Genomic DNA, 21,169 nt, shown 5'->3' on the forward strand with positions numbered 1-21,169 from the left:
CAGCGGGTATGGGAGGGCGAGTGTGTGGAAGAAAAAATCAAAGATGTTCTGGATGCTTATACGTTTCAGACAACCCGGGTCTGTCGTGGGAGAGGTGCATTTATCTGTGACACGGACCAGGGAATGAAAATTGTCAAGGCGTATCACCGGTCACCCCAGAGACTGGAGTTTGAACAGCTGGTCAAATATACAATCCGCGACAGAGGGTATTATTACGTGGATCAGCTGCTGCCGAATAAAGAGGGGCAGTATCTGAATAATAATAAAGACGGTCAGATGTACACCGTGAGAGACTGGTTTGAAGGGCGTGAATGCGATGTGAAAAATGCAGCGGATGTCCTGGCAGCGGTGCGGCAGCTGGCCGTTTTGCATATGCTGATGCGGCGGTGTGACTTGTCGGAGGATCGAGTGGAACAATTTAGTTTTCAGGATACCAGACAGATTTTTCTGAAAAGAAGAAAAGAATTGAGAGCTATTTACAGCTATATCCGTCAGAAAAAACAATGGAATGATTTTGAAAAATTGTATATGCAGCTGTATGGTGATTGCATGAAAGAGGCAGATGCCGCCCTTAGTGAATTAAATCAATTCGACTTTGATGGTCTGCGAAAGAAAGCGCTGGATGAGCGGACACTGTGTCACGGGGATTTTAATTATCATCAGGTGATCTTAAACCGAAAATATACGGCAGTGGTGAATTTTGATAAAATGCATTATGATATCCAGGTGAAAGATCTGTATCAATTTCTGAGAAAGGTTCTTGAAAAAAACAACTGGGACAGTTCTCTTGGAGAAATGATCATGGATACGTATCTGTCTGTCAGAACACTGTCAGAAGAGGAAAAAAGAGTTCTGTATGCCATGCTGATTTTTCCGGAAAAGTTTTGGAAAATATCAAATCGTTATTACAATTCACGAAAAAGCTGGATTTCCGGCGTCAATTATGACAAGCTTTGCCATTTTAAGAAAACAAGCGGGCAAAGGCAGGATTTTCTGAATACATTCAAATATGCCTTTATTTTTTAGGTATCCTGGAGTATAATAAAACCAAATAAAGATAAAGGGAGGTCATTCCGATGGAGTATAAAGAAGTCTACGAAAGCTGGCTTGCAAATCCTTATTTTGATGAAGCAACCAAGCAGGAATTATTAAGTATCAAGGATGACGAGAATGAGATAAAGGAACGTTTCTATGCAGACCTGGAGTTTGGTACAGCAGGTTTGAGAGGTATCATCGGAGCCGGAACCAACCGCATGAATGTTTATGTTGTCCGCAAGACAACACAGGGTCTGGCCAATTACATTAGCAAGCAGAATGCGGCAGACAAGGGTGTTGCCATTGCATTTGACTCCAGAAGAATGTCTACGGAATTTGCCAATGAAGCAGCCTTATGTCTTGCAGCCAATGGCATCAAGGCTTACATATTTGATGCACTAAGACCAACGCCGGAATTATCTTTTGCAGTCAGACATCTTGGCTGTACAGCCGGTATCAATATCACAGCCAGCCACAATCCGCCGGAATACAACGGTTACAAGGTTTATTGGGCAGATGGTGCACAGATCACACCGCCGCATGATTCGGGAATTATGGCAGAGGTGAAGGCTGTCACAGATTATAACGAAGTAAAGACAATGAATCGTGATCAGGCAATTGCCGCCGGATTATATCAGGTGATCGGAAGCGATGTGGATGATGTTTATATCGCACAGCTGAAGAAACAGGTGAAGAATCCGGAGCTCATCAAGGAATATGCAGATCAGATTAAGATTGTATACACACCGCTGCATGGTACAGGCAATATTCCGGCCAGAAGGATCATGAAGGAAATCGGTTTCGAGAATGTTTATGTTGTACCGGAACAGGAACTGCCGGATGGTGAATTCCCGACAGTCAGCTATCCGAATCCGGAATCAGACGAGGCATTTGTCCTTGGATTAGAGCTGGCGAAGAAAGTAGATGCAGATCTTGTTCTTGCAACAGATCCTGATGCAGACCGTCTCGGTGTCAGAGTGAAGGACAGTGAAGGTGTTTACCATACGCTGACAGGCAATATGTCCGGCTGTCTTCTGGCGGATTACACCATCAGCCAGATTAAGGAGAAACAGGGATTGCCGAAAGACGGCGCGCTGATCAAGACAATTGTTACAACCAATATGGCGGATGCCATTGCGAAATATTACAATGTGAATCTGATCGAATGCCTGACAGGCTTTAAGTATATTGGACAGCAGATCCTGAAGTTTGAGACAACAGGTGTCGGTACGTATCTGTTTGGCTTTGAAGAAAGCTATGGCTGTCTGATCGGTACACATGCCCGTGACAAGGATGCGATTGTAGCTACAATGGCCCTTTGTGAAGCAGCTGCTTATTATAAGTCCAAGGGTATGAATCTCTGGGATGCCATGGTAGCTATGTATGACCGCTACGGCTACTATAAGGATGATATCAAATCTATCTCCTTATCCGGTATCGAAGGCCTTGCCAAGATTCAGTCTATTCTCGAAGCACTGCGCCAGAATCCACCGGCAGAAATCGGCGGCTATAAGGTTGTATCCAGAAGAGATTACAAGAAGGATGAGATTGTTGATCTGGCCACAGGTGAGACAAAGCCGACAGGTCTTCCGTCATCCAATGTTCTGTATTATGACATGACAGATGATGCATGGTTATGCGTCCGACCATCCGGTACAGAGCCGAAGATCAAATTCTATTATGGTATCAAAGGAACATCCCTGGCAGATGCGGATGAGAAGTCAGAAGCACTTGGTCAGGCTGTACTTGCCATGATTGATTCAATGATGTAAAAGAACGCGCGATTCAGAACTTAAAGAAGGGATTCAAAAAAGTTATTCCGCACAGGAATAAGCTTTTTTGAATCCCTTTTCGTAGTCTTTGATTTCGCGCGTTTCAGTTTGTTGATTTATAAAAGGTGGATTGAGAGAGAATGCGATTAGAAGTCTAAAAACTTCTGAACCGCATTCGTAGATTTATTGCTGCATTTCTGCCTCCGGCCATGGGAGGATCGTATTCTGGATTTCTGTCAGAGTATCTTCAGAAATGGTATACAAGCCACCATCGTTTTTGCTTAAAGTGATATCCAGTGTTGTGTCTTTGCCAAAGGTCATGTCTGCCAGATGACTTTCAAGAATAGTCAGTATACCATCAAGGTAAGTGTCATAATAAGCTTCTTCTGTCAGGTTGGCATAGGCAAAGGAGGCATTTTTCTCATTGAAAGAATGCACATAAGTCTGGATCGTGTCATAGTTGTCGGTGAGAATATTCAGCGGACGGATGGTCAGCTGTACGGACAAGGTGCCGTCATCGGATGATGCTCCGGTACTGGCTTCGTAGCTTGCGTTGGCATAGAGCTGGGTCAGAAGGCCGGATATACGGTCAGTGGTTTCTTCGGATGGCTGTCCGGCACCGAAAGCTGTAAGGAATGCGTCTGTGGATTCGGAAAGCCACTGATCTCTGTAAAGTGAGACATCTGTCCGTGAGGTACCGGTGAAATCCATATAGGCGGTATAATCACCTTTGTAAAGGACATCCATGATGGATGTGAGATATCCCTGACTGTCAAAAGACCGGCCGCATCCGGTCAGCAGGATGACAAACAGGAAAAGACAGGATAGATAATATTTAAATTTCATGAAAAACCTCCTCATTATAGTCCAACGCCAAGTATAGCATAAAATCAGAGCTGATGTGAATAAAATACCATCATTTTACATAAACTTCTGAATAGAACAGCCTGACAGGTGCATCGGAGGGAGATATGGCTGAAAAAATGTGGCGGATAAGTATATGTATGATCATGGCGTTTTTATTATGTGCATGCGCCGGAAACACCAATATGGAGAAAAAGGTACGGGATCTGGATTTTACCGTTGTCAGCACAGCGGATATCAGTGAAGAATTGAAAAAGCATATTGATGAACGAAAAGAAGAAAGCTTCACATTGATTTACAGAGATGGGGAGGAGATGTATCTGATTGTCGGTTATGGCAGACAGTCAGGCGGCGGTTTCAGTATTCGTGTCAATGATCTGTATTTGGGAGAGAATGCGGTCTGTGTCAGCACAACCCTGGAGGGCCCGGGAACGGACAGCAGAACTGACGGAGAAACAGCGGAGAGTATAGTGTCATTCCCGTATATTGTTCTTAAAATGGAAACAATGGATGCTCCCGTCATTTTTGACATATAGGAGAAGCTTTATCTAGGTAAAATGCTGTCAGATTTTGAAAAAAATTGTGTATACAGAAGGATAATGTGCTAAAAAAATCGTGAAAATCCACAAAAAATATACGTATATTGAGAAAAATAAGTCTTTTAACTGTGCAAATTGACTTTTGTTGAAAAAAGAGTTAGAATTATTACAGGAGTTTTATACAGTATTGCCAAACAGTAGTGAAAGTCCTTTGAAAGAGGTGAACGGATTTGCAGCAGAAGGATATTATGAATGTCAGGAGAGCAGTAGATGCCAACATTGGGCGAAGAGTACGTGTGAGAGCGAATAAGGGCCGTCACAAATACTCAGTGGCCGAAGGTGTGATCCAGGAGAGCTATCCAAGCATATTTACGGTAAGAATTCATGCGGATGAAGATAACGCTGAAAGAGTGGTTTCTTACAGCTACACAGATGTTCTGACCCGGGATGTGCAGCTAGTGATCTGCAAGTAGGCGAATACCCTTTAATGGGTATGACAGATTTCATATAAAACGAATAAATCCCTTCTTACAGGCATATCAATAGGATATGGATGTGAGGAGGGATTTTTTATGTTGACAGAGAACGAAATGTTGCAGTCCATGCGTTTTAGGTCGGAAGTTTCGCTGCAGATTACCCTGGACCAGGACTATAATATCCCGGACAATAAGGCAGATATGGAGAAAATGGTTGTTGAGAACGGAGAAGTCCAGATACAGAATGTGAAGGTGATGCAGGATAAAATGATTGTAAAAGGAAGTCTTTTCTGGAGAATTGCCTACCTGAAAGACAGACAGAGCTGTACACTGGACCATATGGAGGGAGAGTTGCCTTTTGAAGAGCTTGTCAATATGGATGGGGTAACAGAAGATGCAAGAATCCGAACGGACTGGGAGATGGAAGATCTTCGTGTGACAATGATCCACAGTCGGAAGATTAGCGTTCGTTCTGTTCTAAATCTCAAAGTCCGGGCATTCGCAATAGAAGAAATCCCGGCAGTGAGCGGATTTTCGGAATCGGATGCAAACAGATGCCAGCGGATGGAGGTATTGCCAGTCAGTCAGATTGCGGTGCACAAAAAGGATACGATTCGTACACGTGAGGAAGTGAATCTGCCGGGAAATAAGGCCAATATGGTTGAAATGATATGGGGTGAAGTACAGAACCGCAAAATGGATATCAGACCTCAGGATGAAAAGCTTTTGCTGAGGGGAGAATTGTCAGTATTTTTTCTCTATAGCGGAGAAAATGAAGAGAATCCTTTTGAATATGCGGAGGCGGAACTGCCGTGGTATGCGGAACTTCCATGCAGCGGCATGAGAGAAGACATGATCGTCAGCAGTCATTTACATAAAATTTCGCAGTCGCTGGAAATGAAAGCAGACATGGATGGGGAGATGCGGTCGGTGATGGCTGAGATGGTACTGGAAATTGATATGACGGCTTACGAAGAAAAGCAGGTGAATCTGGCGGCAGATGTTTACAGTCTGAAAACAAAGCTTACACCTGTTTATCGTGAGGCTGCTGTGGAGCATGTACTCATCAGAAATCAGGCGGAGTGCAAACTGTATGACAGACTGCGTATGCCGGGAGAGCATTCAGGAATTCTTCAGCTTTGTCATCCATGGGCGGAAATCCGGATGGATCGCCTGGAAGTGACAGAAGGCGGTATCCGGGCGGAGGGTGTTGCGGATGTGCATATTCTGTATGTGAACGAAGATGATCGGCTTCCGCTTAACATTGCAGCGGCAATGTTGCCTTTTTCATGTGTAACTGAAACAGGCATACTGCCTGCAGACGTGAATTTTGAGGTGCAGCCGTATCTGGATCAGATCAGTGCGGTGATGTTGGACGGTGATACCGCTGAAATCAAAATGACTATACGACTGGATACGCTTGTGTGGGAAACAAGGGAAAAGAAAGTGATGACAGATATTGAAGAGAGTGAGACAGATGATGATTATGTGGAATCCCTGCCGAATATGACAGGTTATGTGGTCAGAAAAGGAGATACCCTGTTTTTGCTGGGAAAGCAATTCTGTACAACTGCAGAGGAAATTCAAAGGATCAATCATCTGGAAAAAGAGGATGTGTCAGAGGGAGATCGTCTGTTGATTATGAAACATATGGCTTTTTAAAATATTGTCCATATTTGAAAAAAAAGGGTTGCAAAATCGGAGATTGTATTTTATTATTATATTGTATACACAATACATAAAAAAGTACAACAGATGGGGATATTTCCCAACTTTAAGTGGAATACGGGGGAATTGCAATGGATACAATCAGATTGAAAGCCAGAGCGAAGATCAATCTTGGACTGGATGTGGTCAGGCGCAGAGAAGATGGCTATCATGAAGTGAAAATGGTCATGCAGATGTTGAGACTTTATGATCAGATTGATATAGAGAAGACACAGGAATCGGGAATCCTTGTCAGGAGCAACCTGTCTTTTCTTCCGACGGATGAGCGCAATATCGCCTACAAGGCGGCAAAGGTGATGATAGATCAGTTTGGACTGGAACAGGGAGTCATCATCCGGATCGAGAAGCATATACCGGTGGCTGCAGGCATGGCAGGCGGCAGTACGGACTGTGCGGCTGTTTTGTATGGTATGAATAAGCTTTTTGGACTTCGTCTGAATCAGAAGAAGTTAAGAGAGCTTGGTGTGAAACTCGGAGCAGATGTCCCGTATTGTCTGATGAGACAGACTGCATTGTCAGAGGGCATCGGAGAGATCCTTACACCGATATCACCGCTTCAGGATTGTCCGATCCTGATTGCAAAACCATCAGTCAGTGTTTCTACCAGACATGTCTATGAACATCTGAAGCTGGATGAACAGACAATGCATCCGGATATTGACGGTATTGTGACTGCGCTGGCGGATGGAGATCTCTATGGAGTGACAGACCGTATGGCCAATGTCCTTGAGACCGTGACTGTTCCTGAGCATCCGGTCATTGACGAGATCAAGAAACAGATGATGGCATCCGGTGCAGTGAATGCTTTGATGAGCGGCAGCGGACCGACAGTATTCGGCATTTTTGATGATGAAGAAAAGGCGAAGAAAGCCTGTGAAGATATGAAAGCAAGCGGATTGGCACGGCAGATTTATCTTACCAGACCGTTTAATCAGAAAATCAAAGATACACGTAAGAATAAGAGAAAGAGGTAGGCAGGATGAAAGACTTTGAAATGACAATTGATGAATATCTCCCATTAAGAGATGTTGTCTTTAATACACTGAGAAGAGCGATTCTTAAAGGAGAACTGGAACCCGGAGAACGTCTGATGGAGATCGCACTGGCGAATAAACTGGGTGTCAGTCGTACGCCGATCCGTGAAGCCATCCGTAAGCTGGAGTTGGAAGGATTGGTGGTGATGATTCCGAGAAAGGGTGCGGAAGTTGCCCGTATCACAGAGAAGGATCTCCGCGATGTACTGGAAGTGCGTACATCTTTGGAGAAACTGGCTATTGAGCTTGCCTGTGACAGAATTACAGAAGAGGATATCAATGATCTGAACCTTGCATGCAAAGATTTCGAAGAATCTTTTGGCAAAGATGACCTGACTACGATTGCTGAGAAGGATGTGGCTTTCCATGATATTATTTTCAGAGCGACTAAGAATGCACGCTTGATCCAGATTCTGAACAACCTGCGTGAGCAGATGTATCGTTATCGTCTGGAATATCTGAAGGATACACAGTCTCATGACAGACTGGTGGAAGAACATCAGAAGATCGTGAATGCGATTATTGAGAAGAATAAGGAAGAGGCTGTACGACTGATTCAGGAACATATTTATATCCAGGAGCTGACAGTCATCAAGAAGATCCAGGAACAGGAAAACTGATTGATGTCCGGAGACGTCAACAGCGCATAAATTGCATAGACTTCGCAAAGAATAAAGATATTGCAGCGGACAATGATCCGTTTGCAGTATCTTTTTCTTTTGTGAATATTTTAGGAGGCTGTGCAATGAATCGGGAAATTGTGCCGGATTTGGATGAAAATATCGCTTATATCGAAAAACGCTTTGAAGGCTGTGCGGATGCGGTGATGCGCCGGCTCTGGATGGGCGATGAAAAGCTGGAGATTTATGTTATCTATATGGATTCTATGTATGACAGAGATTTTGTGGATGGTGTTTTGCTTAAAAGCCTTTTGTTTGATGTATCGCGGCTGCCGGAGCGTCATGCGGGACAGGAAATTTTTAATAAATATCTGGCAACTGCGGATGTGAAAGAAATTAGCCGTCTGGATGATCTGATGGATGAAGTTTTAAAGGGCAATACCGGTATTCTGGCGGCGGGAATGTCCAAGGCAATCGTTGTTTCAAGTAAGGCACTGCCGGGACGCGGTGTAACAGAGGCAGAAACAGAGGTATCTGTACACGGCTCAAAAGAAAGTTTCACGGAATCTTTCAGAACTAATACCGTACTCATACGAAGAAGGATTCGGGACACACGGCTGAAAAGTAAACAGATGACAATTGGTGTCAGGTCCAAAACGGATGTGGCATTAATGTATATGGAAGATCTGGTTCGGCCTTCCGTTCTGCGGGAAGTGCTCAGTCGGTTGGAAAGCTTTGAAATAGATGCGGTTTTGGACAGCAGTTATCTGGAGGCATTGACAGAGGATGAGTGGTATTCGCCATTCCCGCAGTATCAGTCCACAGAGAGACCGGATAAGGCGGCCTCTGCACTTTTGGAGGGGCGTGTGGTGCTGGTGGTGGATAATTCGCCTGTGGTGCTTATACTTCCGGCTGTATTTGCCTGTTTTTTTCAGGCATCGGATGATTATTATGACCGGTGGGGTGCAGCCAATTTTGTACGGATCCTGCGTTATGCGGCGGCACTGGCGGCAGTACTTCTGCCGGGATTTTATATTGCTCTGGCCGGTTTTCACCCTGAGGCTTTGCCCTTAAGTTTTGCCCTGAGCTTTGCCGCCTCCAGAGAAGGGGTTCCCTTTACACTTCCCGTGGAAGTTATTGTCATGGAACTGGCTTTTGAATTGCTGAGAGAGGCCGGCATCAGACTGCCGGGACCCATGGGAAGTACCCTGGGTATTGTCGGTGGTCTGATTATCGGGCAGGCGGCTGTGGATGCCCATATTGTGAGTCCGGTTGTGGTTATATTGGTTGCACTGACGGCCCTGTCCGCATTTACAATCCCGAATGAACTATTTGCCTCTGCTTTTCGAATGGTGAAGTTTTATTTGATCATAGCAGCATCACTGGGCGGGTTTGTCGGCCTGACAGCAGCAGTGCTGACGGTGATGCTTCATTTATCCGGGTTAAAAAGCTTCGGAGTACCTTATATGATGCCTTTTGTGTCGGCAGAGATGGCCCCGGAAGGGAAATGGCAGGATAGTTTATGGCGGATGCCGATGGGGGAGATGTATGAGCGGCCGTATTTTACAAAGAAAGGACACAGACGGAGACTCAGGAAGGAGAAGAAAGATGCTATCAGATAATCAGATGATCTCACGGCGCCAGGCATCCTGGATTTTTATGCTGAATATGCTGGGCGCAGGGCTTTTCTCACTGACATCCGTCAGAACACAGGTGCCTTCGGTGTCGCTGCTGTTTAGCGGCCTGCTGACGATTTTGGTTGTAATATTTTACTATATGGCTTCTTTTCACATTTTTGAATATTACGAAAAGAAAACCGGACTGTCTCTGTCTGGGAGAAAACTACCGGCAGCGATCATTTTGCTGTGGCTGATGCTGTATTTTCCCGGGTTGGTATGGGCAATGGATTTTTTTCGCCATGTTATAGAAGACAGGATTCCAACGGCTTACGGATGGATGGTGCCTGTTTTATTTCTAATGGCAGCGCTGATGGATGGTGCCGGAAAAGGCATAGAAGTCAGGGGAAGGATGGCGGAGCTGATGGGGTGGTTTGTCTGTGTGCCCTTTATCATTCTTTTTGCCTTCGGTTTGTGGCAGGCAGTCAAAGGCGGGAATGGGGGACAGTTGTGGATTGAGACATTGCAGCAGGAAAGAAGCACAGATATATTTTTCATTTTGAAAACGGGCTTTGGCAGGGCGGCATTCTTTCTTCTGGGAGATCAGCCTCTGTTTTTATGGCGGTGTATCCGAAATAGAAACGGGAAAAAGAACATTCTTTCAAGGGCATACTGGAGTTCAGGCATTATACTGATGCTCAGTGTGTGTGTTGTGATTTTGCTTTTAAGTCCAAAGGGAACTGCAGGTGAAGTGTATCCCTTTGGTGTGGTGCTTCAGCTAATCCGATTCCCGGGAAACTTTATATCCCGTTATGATATCTTTTTTATGATGCTGTGGATGATGAGCTATTTTATTTTTGCAGGGGGTATGCTGCTGCAGCTGGTGGAGGCTGTCAATCTTTTTATCGGCGCAGAAGAAAGGAAAAAACGAATCATGGGGAAAAAACTGGCACTTCTCTTTGGCATGCTGACAATGGTCATTCTTTTGTGCGGCTGCTATGCAGAGAGGGAACCGCAAAACCGCAGTTATATTATGTGTATGGGGATAGATTATGAGGCAGCAGGATGGAAGATCAGCTATGGTTTCCCGGATCTGGGGGCACTTACGGGAACGGATGCAGGGGAGCCGGAACCGGTGAGGGTTATCCATGCATCGACCATCAGGGAGGCCGCGGACAAACTGGAGGCTTCTTCAGATAAAACGACGGATTACAGTCAGATGCCGGTGATTCTGATCGAAAAAAAACTTCTGGACAATGATGACAAAAGAGAAAGGCTGATGAAGGAGCTGGCGGGGGAAAAAGCTATACGGCGCACCGCGTTGGTTGCCTGTGCAAAAGATACAGCGGAAGAAATCCTTGAACTGGACGATGATGTCCATGGTTCAGTGGGGGTCTTTATCTATGAACTCTGCCAGAACAACTACGAAAACAAAGGCTACACCATGAGTATTCTGGAAGATTTCATCGGCGGCAGAACCGGTTCTGAAACGGTCATCCCTGTATTTGAAAACAATTATGATATTCCTGAAATAATTGAATTGATGGGCTATAAATAATTCAAAAAACAGGATTGTTATGGTATAATCTTTTTATAGGAAAAAAATCAACGATACAATTACTGACAAAACTTCATAGATAGTTTGAACGTGCAAATATAGCTGCTTTGAAGCAGGGAGACGTCAAACTTCTGGAGAAAGGAAGAATTTATGACAGAAAACGTCATCTTGACAGTCAAGGGCCATCAGACGGATATCGGTGAGGATGCCACCACGGAACTGATCACCGGGGCTGCTTATTATTATAGAAATGGTAAACATTACATCCTGTATGATGAGGTAGATCCTGAAAGCGGTGAACAATCAGGGAATACGATCAAGATCAGTGATGACAGAGTGGATGTCATCCGGCGGGGGTCGGGAAGAACACATATGGTATTTGAGAAAGAGAAACAGATTTCTTCGCAGTATCATACACCGGCTGGTGTGCTCCAGATGGAAGTATTCACATCCAGACTGCAGACGAAAAGAGATGAAGAAAACATAGAAACGGAGATTGTATACGATCTTCATATGAATGATGTCTTTATTTCAGAATGTCGTGTTGTGATCAAAGTGACGTCTAAAGATAAGGCAGAACTGCATATAATAAAAGAGGAGTAACAGAAGATGAAACAGAATGGTGCTGTTTATTTTTATAATTTGAATTCGGCGAAGGGAAGACAAATCCGTATGCTGTGCCTGAAACAGGGATTGAAGATCCGTGTTGTGGATCAGTCACAGTATGAGGAAGCAATTGGTGCCATCGCCGGAGTACCGGGATATGTATTAAAGGAAAGCACTTACAGTGGTGAAGGCTTCAGTGAAGAGATGCTGATTCTTAAAGGCTTCAGTGAGCGGATGCTTGACAGCTTTCTTCACGGATTCAGAAAGATGAAGATCCAGCCGGTGGCACTGAAAGCCATTTTGACTGAAGCCAACTGTGGCTGGAATTCTATAGAACTCCATGACGAGCTTGTCAAAGAACATGAGAGTATGAACAGACATACAGAATCAAGACAGGCAGACAATAAAGAGACAGAATAAAGGGGGAGTTAATATGTCGGATCATTTAATTATTGCTTTAAACAGAGAGTATGGCAGCGGCGGCAAGGAGATTGCCGAGAAATTGGGAAAGCGTCTTGGAATCAGGACCTATGATGAAGATATCGCAGATCTTGCTGCAAGACGGAGTGGTATCCGCAAGGATTATTTTGAGAAAGTCGATGAGAAACCGACAGACAGCTTCCTGTATATGCTGGCGATGAACACATTTACTATGAATACATCCATGAATCCTTTTGAGAATACGTTATCCAGTGATAAATTATTCAATAAACAGGCAGAGGTGATCCAGGAGATTGCAGATGAGAATGACTGTATCATCATTGGACGATGTGCCGGATATATACTTCGGGATGAACCGAAGTGTGTGAAGGTTTATATCAGCGCTGATAAAGATTTCAGAACAAAGCGTATTATGGCCTCGGATCATCTGGATGAGAAGGAAGCTCAGAAGAAGATTCATTCCATGGACAAGAAGCGGGACAGCTATTTCGGTTATTATGCCGGTCAGGACTGGAAAGCATGTCATACATATGATTTGGCCATCAGTACAAGCGCCCTTGGTATTGACAAGGCCGTGGATCTGATCTGTCAATACATTGAACTCAAGTTTAAGTAAATTATCATTTACTTTTCATGAGAAAAAGGCTATAATAAAATTGACATGACCGATATTGAACGGTTATGGCTGAGAATGATCGAAAATGATCGACACAATGTATGGAGGAATTTTTTATGTTAGTATCAGCAAAGGAAATGCTTCAGAAAGCGAAAGCAGGTCATTACGCAGTAGGACAGTTCAACATTAATAATCTTGAGTGGACAAAGTCTATTCTGCTGACAGCTCAGGAGATGGACTCACCGGTTATTCTTGGTGTGTCTGAGGGTGCAGGCAAGTATATGTGCGGATTTAAGACAGTATCTGCGATGGTTAAGGCAATGATCGAAGAATTGAACATTACAGTACCTGTTGCACTTCATCTTGATCACGGTACTTATGAAGGATGCTATAAGTGTATCGAAGCCGGATTTTCATCCATCATGTTTGATGGTTCCAGCTATCCGATTGATGAGAATGTTGCCAAGACAAAGGAACTTGTCAAGGTTTGTGCAGAGAAGGGGATGTCCCTTGAAGCAGAGGTTGGTTCCATCGGCGGTGAAGAAGATGGTGTTGTTGGCATGGGTGAGTGTGCAGATCCAAATGAATGCAAAGCAATTGCAGACCTCGGTGTAGATATGCTTGCTGCAGGTATTGGCAATATCCATGGCAAATATCCTGCAAACTGGCCGGGCCTCAGCTTTGAAACCTTAGCAGCTGTACAGGAGAAGACAGGTGAGATGCCGCTGGTTCTTCATGGCGGTACAGGTATTCCTGATGATATGATTAAGAAAGCCATCAATCTTGGTGTAGCAAAGATCAATGTGAATACAGAATGCCAGCTTTCATTTGCTGCCGCTACAAGAAAATATATCGAAGAAGGCAAGGATCTTCAGGGCAAGGGCTATGATCCTCGTAAACTTCTTGCACCGGGTGCTGAAGCAATCAAAGAAACTGTCAGAGAGAAGATTGAGTTATTTGGTTCTGCAGGCAAGGCATCTGAATAAAATTAATGATACGTAGGATTTAGAAGTATCGCAATAAGGGAATTCCAGTCAATCCATCAACGCATCTGCGTCCGAATTGATTGGGATTTCTTTTTTGTTTTTTGAACCATATTTTATTTCATGAGAGTGGAGCTGAGAATAGCAAATAAAGCCTGCTGGCCAGATACTTGGTCTGCTTTATGTCAGGATAATTTGAAAGTCTCATACATATGATGGATATGTATAGAATAGGAAGAGGAATTTAAAATGAGACATAAAGCAGGCCTTCTGTTTTTTATCGTATTGGCAGCGGCAGCAGTCATCATCTGTTCGGGGTGTTTAGGCGGACAGAAAAAATACGTCGGTTATTCGGTTTTAGGCGGATTTTCAAAAATGTCTCAAAAATCATTTTCAAAAGTTCTTTTTCATCCGGATCTGCAGCAAAAACCAATGATCGCCCTGACTTTTGATGACGGACCAAAAGCCGGGGTAACGGATGTTCTTCTGGATGAAGTGGAGAAGAGAAATGTGAAAGTGACATTTTTTCTCATCGGCAGTCAGGCGGAACTTTCGGAGAACAGGGAGATTATCCGGCGGATGGCAGAAGGCGGACATCAGATCGGGTGTCATACCTATCACCATGTGCAGATGACAGCATTGTCCGAAAATCAGCAGAAACAGGAAATCCTGCAGTGGTATCAGGTTGTTTCAGGCATTATCGGAGATTTCAGTTATGCCCTCCGTCCGCCCTATGGCTGTGTCAATAATGCTGTCTGCAGAAGTCTGAATGTGCCGGTGATCCTGTGGTCGGTGGATACCGAGGACTGGACTGGAAAAAGTGCCGGTGAGATTGCAGATTATGTGATTTCCGAAGCGAAGGACGGCGATATTATCCTGCTGCATGATATCTTTGAAGAAAGTGTTCAGGGTGCAGTGATGGCGCTTGACGATTTAATGCGCAGAGGCTATACTTTTGTTACAGTGAATGATTTGCTGGCTGACAGAGGCATTGCCATTCAGAGTGGAAAGGTCTATCGTCAGGCGGCACAAGGAGGAAAATGATGAAGATTGGTTCACATGTGGGAATGAGCGGCAAGGAGATGTTTCTTGGTTCCGTGAAGGAGGCATTGTCTTACGGGGCAGATACATTGATGGTTTATACAGGTGCACCGCAGAATACAAGGCGCAAAGCGATAGAGGAACTCCGGGTAGAGGAGGGATGGGAGTTGATGAAGGCCAATGGCATGGATGAAATCGTGATACATGCGCCTTACATCATCAATCTGGCTAATACGGTGAAACCGGAGACCTACGAACTGGCGGTAGAGTTTCTTGAAAAAGAGATTGATCGTACCGCTGCCATGGGGAGCAAAGTACTGATCCTGCATCCGGGAGCCCATGTGGGGGCCGGTGAGGAAGCTGGTATCAAGCGCATTATCGAGGGGCTGAACACAGTGCTTACAGCAGATACGTCGGTGAATATTGCGCTGGAGACCATGGCCGGAAAGGGAAGTGAGATCGGACGGAATTTTGAAGAACTGGCAGCTATTTATGAAGGTGTTCAATACAATGATAAGTTAAGAGTGTGTTTCGATACCTGCCATGTTCATGATGCTGGCTATGATATTGTGCATGATTTTTCAGGGGTGATGACACAGTTTGACAAGGTGATCGGACAGGATCAGATTGCGGTTTTCCATGTCAATGACAGCAAGAATCCATGCGGCGCCCATAAGGACCGTCATGAGAATTTCGGTTTCGGAGAGATTGGTTTTGAGGCACTGCTGCAGGTAGTGAACTGTCCGGATTTTGAGCAGGTACCGAAGATATTGGAGACACCGTATATTCCGGATCCTGAGAACAAGAAGAAAAGTTACGCACCGTATAAGTTTGAAATCGAGATGATTCGAAAGGGCAGTTTTGATGCGCAGCTCAAAGAGAAAATTCTTCAGGCAGCGAAGTAGAACGGCAAATGTTAGATGCATCAGATGAGGGAGAGGATTTTATGGAGAGATTATCGATGAGAATTCCTGAGAATGCCGCAGTAATTTTAAAGGGATTATCTGAGGCGGGATATGAAGCCTATGTGGTAGGAGGCTGTGTAAGGGACAGTCTGCTTGGTCGTGAACCGAAAGATTGGGATATTACCACATCCGCAAGGCCGGAACAGGTAAAGGCCGTATTCGCTCATACCATTGATACGGGAATTGAGCATGGTACAGTGACGGTGATGGTAGGCAAAGAAGGTTATGAAGTTACAACGTACCGCATTGACGGAGAGTATGAGGACAGTCGTCATCCGAAAGAAGTCCGATTTACCAGCCAGCTTTTAGAGGATTTAAAGCGCCGCGATTTTACGATTAATGCTATGGCGTACAATCCGGATAAAGGAATTGTGGATGCCTTTGACGGTATCGGCGATTTGACAAGAAAGATTATCCGCTGTGTCGGTGTGCCTCAGGAACGCTTTGATGAGGATGCTCTGCGCATTATGCGTGCAGTTCGTTTTTCTGCACAGCTTGGTTTTGAAATTGATGGACCGACAAAAGCAGCGATTACAGAGAAGGCACAGCAGCTTGAGAATATCAGTGCCGAGCGTATACAGATGGAACTGGTGAAGATTCTTGTGTCGGACCATCCCGAATACATGCGTCTGGCCTGTGATCTTGGTATTACAGCGGTTGTTCTGCCGGAATATGACAGAATCCGGGGTGTCAGTCAGCACACGCCGAACCATATTTATGATGTGGAAGAACATACCCTTCGGGCGATGATGAATATTGTGCCGGACAAAGTGCTACGTCTCACCATGCTGATGCACGACTTTGGCAAGCCGGATGTGAAAAAGGTGGTTAAAGGCGGGCGTGAGATTTTTTATAAGCATCCGGAGGTCAGTGCCGCTTATGCTGAGAAGATTATGCGCAGACTGAAATTCGACAACGATACCCGGACAAAGGTTGTGCGCCTTGTGAAATGGCACGGACTGAAGTACGATGCTTCCGAAGTCAGTGTCAGAAGAGCATTAAACAGAGTCGGACAGGACATCTTTGAGGATTTCATCAAAGTCCAGCATGCTGATATCGAGGCAAAGAATCCGGCAGTCATTCCGGACAAACTGGCTTTACTGGCGGCGAAAGAGAAAACATATCACAGAGTGATCTCAGAAGGGCAGTGCTTTACCGTGCGTCAGTTGGCTATCGGCGGACTGGATCTGATCAGGGCCGGCATCGAACCGGGACCGCTGCTTGGAGCAGTATTGGATAAACTGACAGAGGCCGTCATCGACGATCCGGAATTGAACAAGAAAGACAAACTGCTGGCAAAGGCAGCCGAACTCAAAGACGATCCGGCAGTATTCACACCAAAAGAGGACTTCTTTATGTAGAGTGCGGCCATCAGGGAGTTGATATCAGGACTTAAAATAGACCCTTCAATACAGGCACACTCGCGTTGCCCGAAACTGGCAGTGCGAACGTGCCTGTGTTGAATATGTTTTTTTACCTTTTATTGATATTCTAAGGCGGCACCCATCAGATAATTGAGCTGCGAAGCGTCTGACATAAAAAAACTGCCGGATTTCGAAAAATCCGACAGTTAATGATTTTTATTCGGCTTTGCTGAATTTGCCTTTGACTTTCTGCCAGAAAGTCTTCTTCGGTGGTGCCACCAGTGCAGGGCCTCTCAAGCTCTTTACACTGAGAATGTAGATACCGCCGACCATGGCTCTGATCTCCTGTTTCACAGGAATCATATCAAAAACCTTCTCATCACACATGAATGTCATGATACGCGGACCGACCTTAGCCTTAACGATCGGAACCTTGGAACGGCGCATCATCTTCGGTACGTTGTCGATGACAACCTTCGGAAGATTGGCCTCGCTGATCTTCATGCGCTTTTTATCAATAACCAGCAATGTCATTGGCTGGGCAGCATCCTGAAGCTGCTGCTGAGCATCTGCTGATTTCTTCTGCTGCTTGTTTCCCCATACACCAACGATAACCAGTAAGACAATCAAAATGGCAAGAATAACCAGAGTGACGATCCATGCGGTGCCAAGGGCTGCAATAGGTGCTATTGTCACGTTACTTCCTCCTTTAATACATTTCAAATCAATCGAATTTAAGTGTAGCATTTTTTTGCCAAAAAAGAAATAGTTTTTTAAGAAAAAAATAAGTTATTGTCAGGATTCGACATTAGCAAGGCTGTTTTCTTTCAGCATACCGCCGATGATGCCTTGAACCTGGCTGCCGATATGTCGGCGTTCCTCCTTCGGCATGGCTTTAAGATCGATGGGGTCACCGAATTCAATGACAACAGTGGAAGCTTTGATAAATGGAATGTGGTTTTCAAAAACATTTTCCGTATTGGTAATAGCTACTGGGATGATCAGACAGCCGGATTTTTCGGCGATCTTGAAGCTGCCTTCCTTAAATTCCAGCATGTCATCCCCCGGGGTACGTGTACCTTCCGGGAAGATGCAGATGGAACAGCCGCCTTTGACAGTGGCGATACAGTTTAGGATGGTCTTTAAACCTTCCTTTATATTCTCACGGTCAAGGAACTGGCAGTTCATATAGCGCATCCAGCGTCGGATAAAAGGAATCCGCTCCAGCTCTTTCTTGGCTACAAAACCGGTGGTATTGTTGGTCAGGGGGTACAATGTCACGATATCGAAATAGCTTCGATGATTGGAAACATAGAGGACCGCTTGATCCTTTGGGACTTTTTCCTGGCCTTTGACAATCAGATGAATACCGGAGAGCCAGATAATGATCTTCAGTGCCGTTGTGACAATGACAAAAGAACTGCGTTCCTTCTTATGGATGTCGAAATGTCCGATGATGGCCTCAATCAGGTACAGCGGGATGCTGATAATGAAGAAGCAGAGCAGGAACAAAAGGACAAGGATTGTACGAATCATGCGTGGACCTCCATACGTGCACGGTCACGGCCGTAAACTTCGCTGGTGGTCTTCAGTGCTTCCGCCAGTTCCGGTGAGAGTCTGTCCGCAGTGTAGCGCCATGCCCAGTTGCCCGCCGCAGCACCCGGCGTATTCATACGGCAGTCACTTCCGAAACCGAAGAGATCCTGAAGGGGGAAGATCGCATAGCGGGCTGTGGAGCCAAGGGCTGTACGGATGAAATCCCAGTGAATATTGCTTCCGTCACAGTTCATATATCGGCGGACCTTGTCGCGGTATTTCTCATCCAGTTCAAGATACCAGCCAACCGTTGTATCATTGTCATGGGTACCTGTGTAGCAGATACAGTTTTCGGGGTAGAGATAAGGCAGAAAATCGCTTTCTGCGGTGTCATTGAAGGCAAACTGAAGTACCTTCATGCCCGGGAAATGGAAGGTATCACGGAGCTTCTCAACCTGCGGGGTGATCACACCGAGATCTTCTGCAAAAATCGGAAGGTCTTTGCCAAGTTCCTTCTCGATTGCACGGAAAAGGGAAGTCCCCGGGCCCTTGACCCATTTGCCATTGATAGCTGTTTCATCGCCATACGGGACAGACCAGTAAGCTTCAAAACCGCGGAAATGATCAATACGCAGATAATCTACAAGCTGGAGCTGCTGACGGATACGGGAGATCCACCATGCATAACCGGTTTTTTTGTGTTCTGCCCAATTGTAGAGCGGATTGCCCCAGAGCTGACCGGTTTTTGAAAAATAATCCGGCGGTACACCGGCAACAGCTGTCGGGAAGCCTTTGCTGTCAAGCTTGAACAGAGACTGGTTCGCCCAGACATCGGCACTGTCCGGTGAAACAAAGATAGGAATATCACCGATGACGGAGATGCCCTTTTTGTTGGCGTAAAGTTTCAATTCATGCCACTGTTTGAAGAAAATAAACTGAATAAACTGATAGTAAGTGATGCTGTCGGCCAGTTCGGTCAGTGCGGCCTTCCGGGTCCTGGTATCCAGAACCTGATACTGAGGCTCCCATTCATGCCAGGAACGGCCCTGATGCAGATCTTTGAGAGACATAAATAAAGCATAGTCTTCCAGCCAGTCCTTTTCAGTGCGGCAGAAGTGGTTGAAAGCTTTATGAAGAGCTTTGTCTTCCGATGCAGTAAAATGTGCACAGGCCTTGCGGAGCAGAGCAGTCTTATAAGTGATCACATTGCCGTATTCAACAGAATAATCGTTGAAATCCGGTACGTCGGCCAGGTCATCCTTCTCAAGAAGACCGTCCTTCAGCAGCAGATCCGGGCTGATGAGCAGCGGTTGGCCGGCAAATGCCGAAAAAGCCTGATAGGGCGAGTCGCCGAAACCTGTCGGTCCTAATGGCAGACACTGCCACAGAGTCTGTCCGGCGTCATATAAAAAGTCGATAAAGGCATAGGCACTATCACCGAGATCACCGATGCCGTAAGGGCTCGGGAAAGAAGTCGGATGAACAAGGATGCCGCTGTAGCGCGGACGGGGCGCCTTTTTTATTTCCTGAACATTCATGATTGATTACCTCCCAGTTGTTGATCGTTCAAAATATAGTTTGGATTCAGGACTCATTGTCAGATCCTGATATGGATTTCTTATTTATTATACACGATAAATGAATTAATGCATAGTCTATAATCAGAAGCCTATCAGCAGGGGGAAAAACAAATGGCATATAATTATAATCGGAATTGTCCGCCGTGCGGCAGACCGCCTTACAGAGATCCATGGGGACCGCCGCCACCGCCGGGAAATGACCGACCGCCTTATCCGGGACCATGGGGACCGCCACCGCCGGGGGCTGGCCGACCGCCTTATCAGAGACCGTGGGGACCGCCGCCACCGCCGGGAAATGGCAGACCGCCTTATCCGGATCATCGGCGAATGTCATCGGAAGCCCGGGAAATGCCGAGACTGTGTCCGTCGGGGAGGGTCTGTGAGACTGAAAAAACTGCGGAGTCGGAGGATTTGTATATGGCTGATATACAGGAACCGGGGCAGATGGAGGAAGACTGGCTGTATATGAAACAGTTATATCCGAATACAGCAAGAAAACTGATGACTTATATTGAAGATGCGGCAGATCGCCTTGAATATGAAAATAGTCTGATGTTTGATGCTTATCCGGACCGGATTGCAGTGGAGCAGGTAGTGAAAGAAATTATTGCTGTGGTTCAGGAAAATGAACCGACACTTCTTGTAATGCCTGAATCGGAGAATGGACAGAATGAGGATCAGACATGGAGCAGCTGTGTGGAAGAAATAATACAGATGATACTGTTGAGTGAAATGCATCACAGAAGGTGGCGTTATCAGCAGATGAACCGCAGAAATTATTAAGAAAATGTTTCA

General features: G+C 45.4%; 21 protein-coding genes. 17 read left to right on the top strand and 4 right to left on the bottom strand.

Translation table 11 applies throughout. The annotated features are described in order from the left end of the window. Positions 1-24 precede the first annotated feature (24 nt). Both HED67_RS05170 and HED67_RS05175 read left to right on the top strand, forming a co-directional pair. A complete protein-coding gene (locus HED67_RS05170; RefSeq protein ID WP_178441519.1) occupies positions 25-1,026 on the top strand; it encodes a CotS family spore coat protein in 1,002 nt (333 codons plus the stop codon). A gap of 50 nt (positions 1,027-1,076) precedes the next feature. Further along, positions 1,077-2,807, top strand: coding sequence for a phospho-sugar mutase (locus HED67_RS05175; RefSeq protein ID WP_221717722.1), 1,731 nt, complete (start codon positions 1,077-1,079; stop codon positions 2,805-2,807). 183 nt (positions 2,808-2,990) lie between these two features. Here HED67_RS05175 and HED67_RS05180 read toward each other — a convergent pair whose 3' ends face one another. Beyond that, positions 2,991-3,653, bottom strand: coding sequence for a hypothetical protein (locus tag HED67_RS05180; RefSeq protein WP_215631757.1), 663 nt, complete (start codon positions 3,651-3,653; stop codon positions 2,991-2,993). Between the two features lie 125 nt (positions 3,654-3,778). Here HED67_RS05180 and HED67_RS05185 point away from each other — a divergent pair, with 125 nt between their 5' ends. From HED67_RS05185 to HED67_RS05250, 14 genes are all read left to right on the top strand, one after another. Then, a complete protein-coding gene (locus HED67_RS05185; protein WP_221717723.1) occupies positions 3,779-4,207 on the top strand; it encodes a protease complex subunit PrcB family protein in 429 nt (142 codons plus the stop codon). 251 nt (positions 4,208-4,458) lie between these two features. Beyond that, the gene (locus HED67_RS05190) at positions 4,459-4,683 is read left to right on the top strand and encodes a Veg family protein (protein WP_178441258.1); all 225 of its coding nucleotides are present in this window, start codon (positions 4,459-4,461) and stop codon (positions 4,681-4,683) included. A 99-nt stretch (positions 4,684-4,782) separates the two neighbouring features. Continuing rightward, on the top strand, positions 4,783-6,348 hold the full coding sequence (locus HED67_RS05195) for a DUF3794 and LysM peptidoglycan-binding domain-containing protein (protein ID WP_221717724.1): 1,566 nt from the start codon (positions 4,783-4,785) through the stop codon (positions 6,346-6,348). A 137-nt stretch (positions 6,349-6,485) separates the two neighbouring features. Beyond that, the gene (gene ispE, locus HED67_RS05200; RefSeq protein WP_178441262.1) at positions 6,486-7,388 is read left to right on the top strand and encodes a 4-(cytidine 5'-diphospho)-2-C-methyl-D-erythritol kinase; all 903 of its coding nucleotides are present in this window, start codon (positions 6,486-6,488) and stop codon (positions 7,386-7,388) included. Positions 7,389-7,393: 5 nt separating this feature from the next. Next, a complete protein-coding gene (locus HED67_RS05205; protein ID WP_178441264.1) occupies positions 7,394-8,068 on the top strand; it encodes a GntR family transcriptional regulator in 675 nt (224 codons plus the stop codon). A gap of 125 nt (positions 8,069-8,193) precedes the next feature. Continuing rightward, positions 8,194-9,690: a spore germination protein gene (locus HED67_RS05210; RefSeq protein WP_178441266.1), complete on the top strand. Its 1,497-nt coding sequence runs from the start codon at positions 8,194-8,196 to the stop codon at positions 9,688-9,690. Further along, complete coding sequence (locus tag HED67_RS05215) at positions 9,677-11,242, top strand: GerAB/ArcD/ProY family transporter (protein WP_221717725.1); 1,566 nt, start codon at positions 9,677-9,679, stop codon at positions 11,240-11,242. The genes HED67_RS05210 and HED67_RS05215 overlap by 14 nt, the downstream gene beginning before the upstream one ends. A gap of 150 nt (positions 11,243-11,392) precedes the next feature. Next, positions 11,393-11,845, top strand: coding sequence for a YwiB family protein (locus tag HED67_RS05220; protein WP_178441270.1), 453 nt, complete (start codon positions 11,393-11,395; stop codon positions 11,843-11,845). 6 nt (positions 11,846-11,851) lie between these two features. Continuing rightward, complete coding sequence (locus HED67_RS05225; protein WP_178441272.1) at positions 11,852-12,268, top strand: DUF3783 domain-containing protein; 417 nt, start codon at positions 11,852-11,854, stop codon at positions 12,266-12,268. Between the two features lie 13 nt (positions 12,269-12,281). Next, positions 12,282-12,905, top strand: a complete 624-nt coding sequence (locus HED67_RS05230; RefSeq protein WP_178441274.1) for a cytidylate kinase-like family protein — start codon at positions 12,282-12,284, stop codon at positions 12,903-12,905. A 116-nt stretch (positions 12,906-13,021) separates the two neighbouring features. Next, entirely contained in the window at positions 13,022-13,891 is an 870-nt protein-coding gene (gene fba / locus HED67_RS05235; protein ID WP_178441276.1) for a class II fructose-1,6-bisphosphate aldolase, read from the top strand. A gap of 246 nt (positions 13,892-14,137) precedes the next feature. After that, entirely contained in the window at positions 14,138-14,932 is a 795-nt protein-coding gene (locus tag HED67_RS05240) for a polysaccharide deacetylase family protein (protein WP_221717726.1), read from the top strand. Then, positions 14,932-15,834, top strand: coding sequence for a deoxyribonuclease IV (locus HED67_RS05245; RefSeq protein WP_221717746.1), 903 nt, complete (start codon positions 14,932-14,934; stop codon positions 15,832-15,834). The genes HED67_RS05240 and HED67_RS05245 overlap by 1 nt, the downstream gene beginning before the upstream one ends. Positions 15,835-15,875: 41 nt before the next feature. Beyond that, on the top strand, positions 15,876-17,255 hold the full coding sequence (locus tag HED67_RS05250; RefSeq protein ID WP_178441281.1) for a CCA tRNA nucleotidyltransferase: 1,380 nt from the start codon (positions 15,876-15,878) through the stop codon (positions 17,253-17,255). 219 nt (positions 17,256-17,474) lie between these two features. Here the strand turns inward: HED67_RS05250 and HED67_RS05255 are convergent, their stop codons facing one another. The 3 genes from HED67_RS05255 to malQ all read right to left on the bottom strand — a co-directional run bounded on the left by HED67_RS05255 (position 17,475) and on the right by malQ (position 20,332). Beyond that, positions 17,475-17,954 (bottom strand): hypothetical protein, encoded by a 480-nt coding sequence (locus tag HED67_RS05255; RefSeq protein WP_260702692.1) that lies wholly within the window; start codon positions 17,952-17,954, stop codon positions 17,475-17,477. 99 nt (positions 17,955-18,053) lie between these two features. Then, positions 18,054-18,794, bottom strand: coding sequence for a lysophospholipid acyltransferase family protein (locus tag HED67_RS05260; RefSeq protein ID WP_221717727.1), 741 nt, complete (start codon positions 18,792-18,794; stop codon positions 18,054-18,056). Further along, positions 18,791-20,332, bottom strand: coding sequence for a 4-alpha-glucanotransferase (gene malQ, locus HED67_RS05265; protein WP_178438351.1), 1,542 nt, complete (start codon positions 20,330-20,332; stop codon positions 18,791-18,793). The genes HED67_RS05260 and malQ overlap by 4 nt, the downstream gene beginning before the upstream one ends. A 153-nt stretch (positions 20,333-20,485) precedes the next feature. Between malQ and HED67_RS05270 the strand changes: the two genes are divergently transcribed. Further along, positions 20,486-21,157: a hypothetical protein gene (locus HED67_RS05270; RefSeq protein WP_221717728.1), complete on the top strand. Its 672-nt coding sequence runs from the start codon at positions 20,486-20,488 to the stop codon at positions 21,155-21,157. Positions 21,158-21,169: the final 12 nt, after the last annotated feature.

It is taken from the genome of Pseudocoprococcus catus (genome assembly GCF_019734885.1).
In the GTDB taxonomy this organism is placed as follows: Bacteria; Bacillota; Clostridia; order Lachnospirales; family Lachnospiraceae; genus Coprococcus_A; species Coprococcus_A catus.

Excerpts from the sequence above, each read along its gene's own strand:
- HED67_RS05180 (WP_215631757.1), bottom strand. The coding sequence starts at position 3,653 with ATGAAATTTAAATATTATCTATCCTGTCTTTTCCTGTTTGTCATCCTG.
- HED67_RS05230 (WP_178441274.1), top strand. The coding sequence starts at position 12,282 with ATGTCGGATCATTTAATTATTGCTTTAAACAGAGAGTATGGCAGCGGC.
- ispE (WP_178441262.1), top strand. The coding sequence starts at position 6,486 with ATGGATACAATCAGATTGAAAGCCAGAGCGAAGATCAATCTTGGACTG.
- HED67_RS05225 (WP_178441272.1), top strand. The coding sequence starts at position 11,852 with ATGAAACAGAATGGTGCTGTTTATTTTTATAATTTGAATTCGGCGAAG.
- HED67_RS05210 (WP_178441266.1), top strand. The coding sequence starts at position 8,194 with ATGAATCGGGAAATTGTGCCGGATTTGGATGAAAATATCGCTTATATC.
- fba (WP_178441276.1), top strand. The coding sequence starts at position 13,022 with ATGTTAGTATCAGCAAAGGAAATGCTTCAGAAAGCGAAAGCAGGTCAT.
- HED67_RS05185 (WP_221717723.1), top strand. The coding sequence starts at position 3,779 with ATGGCTGAAAAAATGTGGCGGATAAGTATATGTATGATCATGGCGTTT.
- HED67_RS05205 (WP_178441264.1), top strand. The coding sequence starts at position 7,394 with ATGAAAGACTTTGAAATGACAATTGATGAATATCTCCCATTAAGAGAT.
- HED67_RS05220 (WP_178441270.1), top strand. The coding sequence starts at position 11,393 with ATGACAGAAAACGTCATCTTGACAGTCAAGGGCCATCAGACGGATATC.
- malQ (WP_178438351.1), bottom strand. The coding sequence starts at position 20,332 with ATGAATGTTCAGGAAATAAAAAAGGCGCCCCGTCCGCGCTACAGCGGC.
- HED67_RS05260 (WP_221717727.1), bottom strand. The coding sequence starts at position 18,794 with ATGATTCGTACAATCCTTGTCCTTTTGTTCCTGCTCTGCTTCTTCATT.
- HED67_RS05195 (WP_221717724.1), top strand. The coding sequence starts at position 4,783 with ATGTTGACAGAGAACGAAATGTTGCAGTCCATGCGTTTTAGGTCGGAA.
- HED67_RS05245 (WP_221717746.1), top strand. The coding sequence starts at position 14,932 with ATGAAGATTGGTTCACATGTGGGAATGAGCGGCAAGGAGATGTTTCTT.
- HED67_RS05250 (WP_178441281.1), top strand. The coding sequence starts at position 15,876 with ATGGAGAGATTATCGATGAGAATTCCTGAGAATGCCGCAGTAATTTTA.
- HED67_RS05175 (WP_221717722.1), top strand. The coding sequence starts at position 1,077 with ATGGAGTATAAAGAAGTCTACGAAAGCTGGCTTGCAAATCCTTATTTT.
- HED67_RS05240 (WP_221717726.1), top strand. The coding sequence starts at position 14,138 with ATGAGACATAAAGCAGGCCTTCTGTTTTTTATCGTATTGGCAGCGGCA.
- HED67_RS05215 (WP_221717725.1), top strand. The coding sequence starts at position 9,677 with ATGCTATCAGATAATCAGATGATCTCACGGCGCCAGGCATCCTGGATT.
- HED67_RS05270 (WP_221717728.1), top strand. The coding sequence starts at position 20,486 with ATGGCATATAATTATAATCGGAATTGTCCGCCGTGCGGCAGACCGCCT.
- HED67_RS05190 (WP_178441258.1), top strand. The coding sequence starts at position 4,459 with ATGAATGTCAGGAGAGCAGTAGATGCCAACATTGGGCGAAGAGTACGT.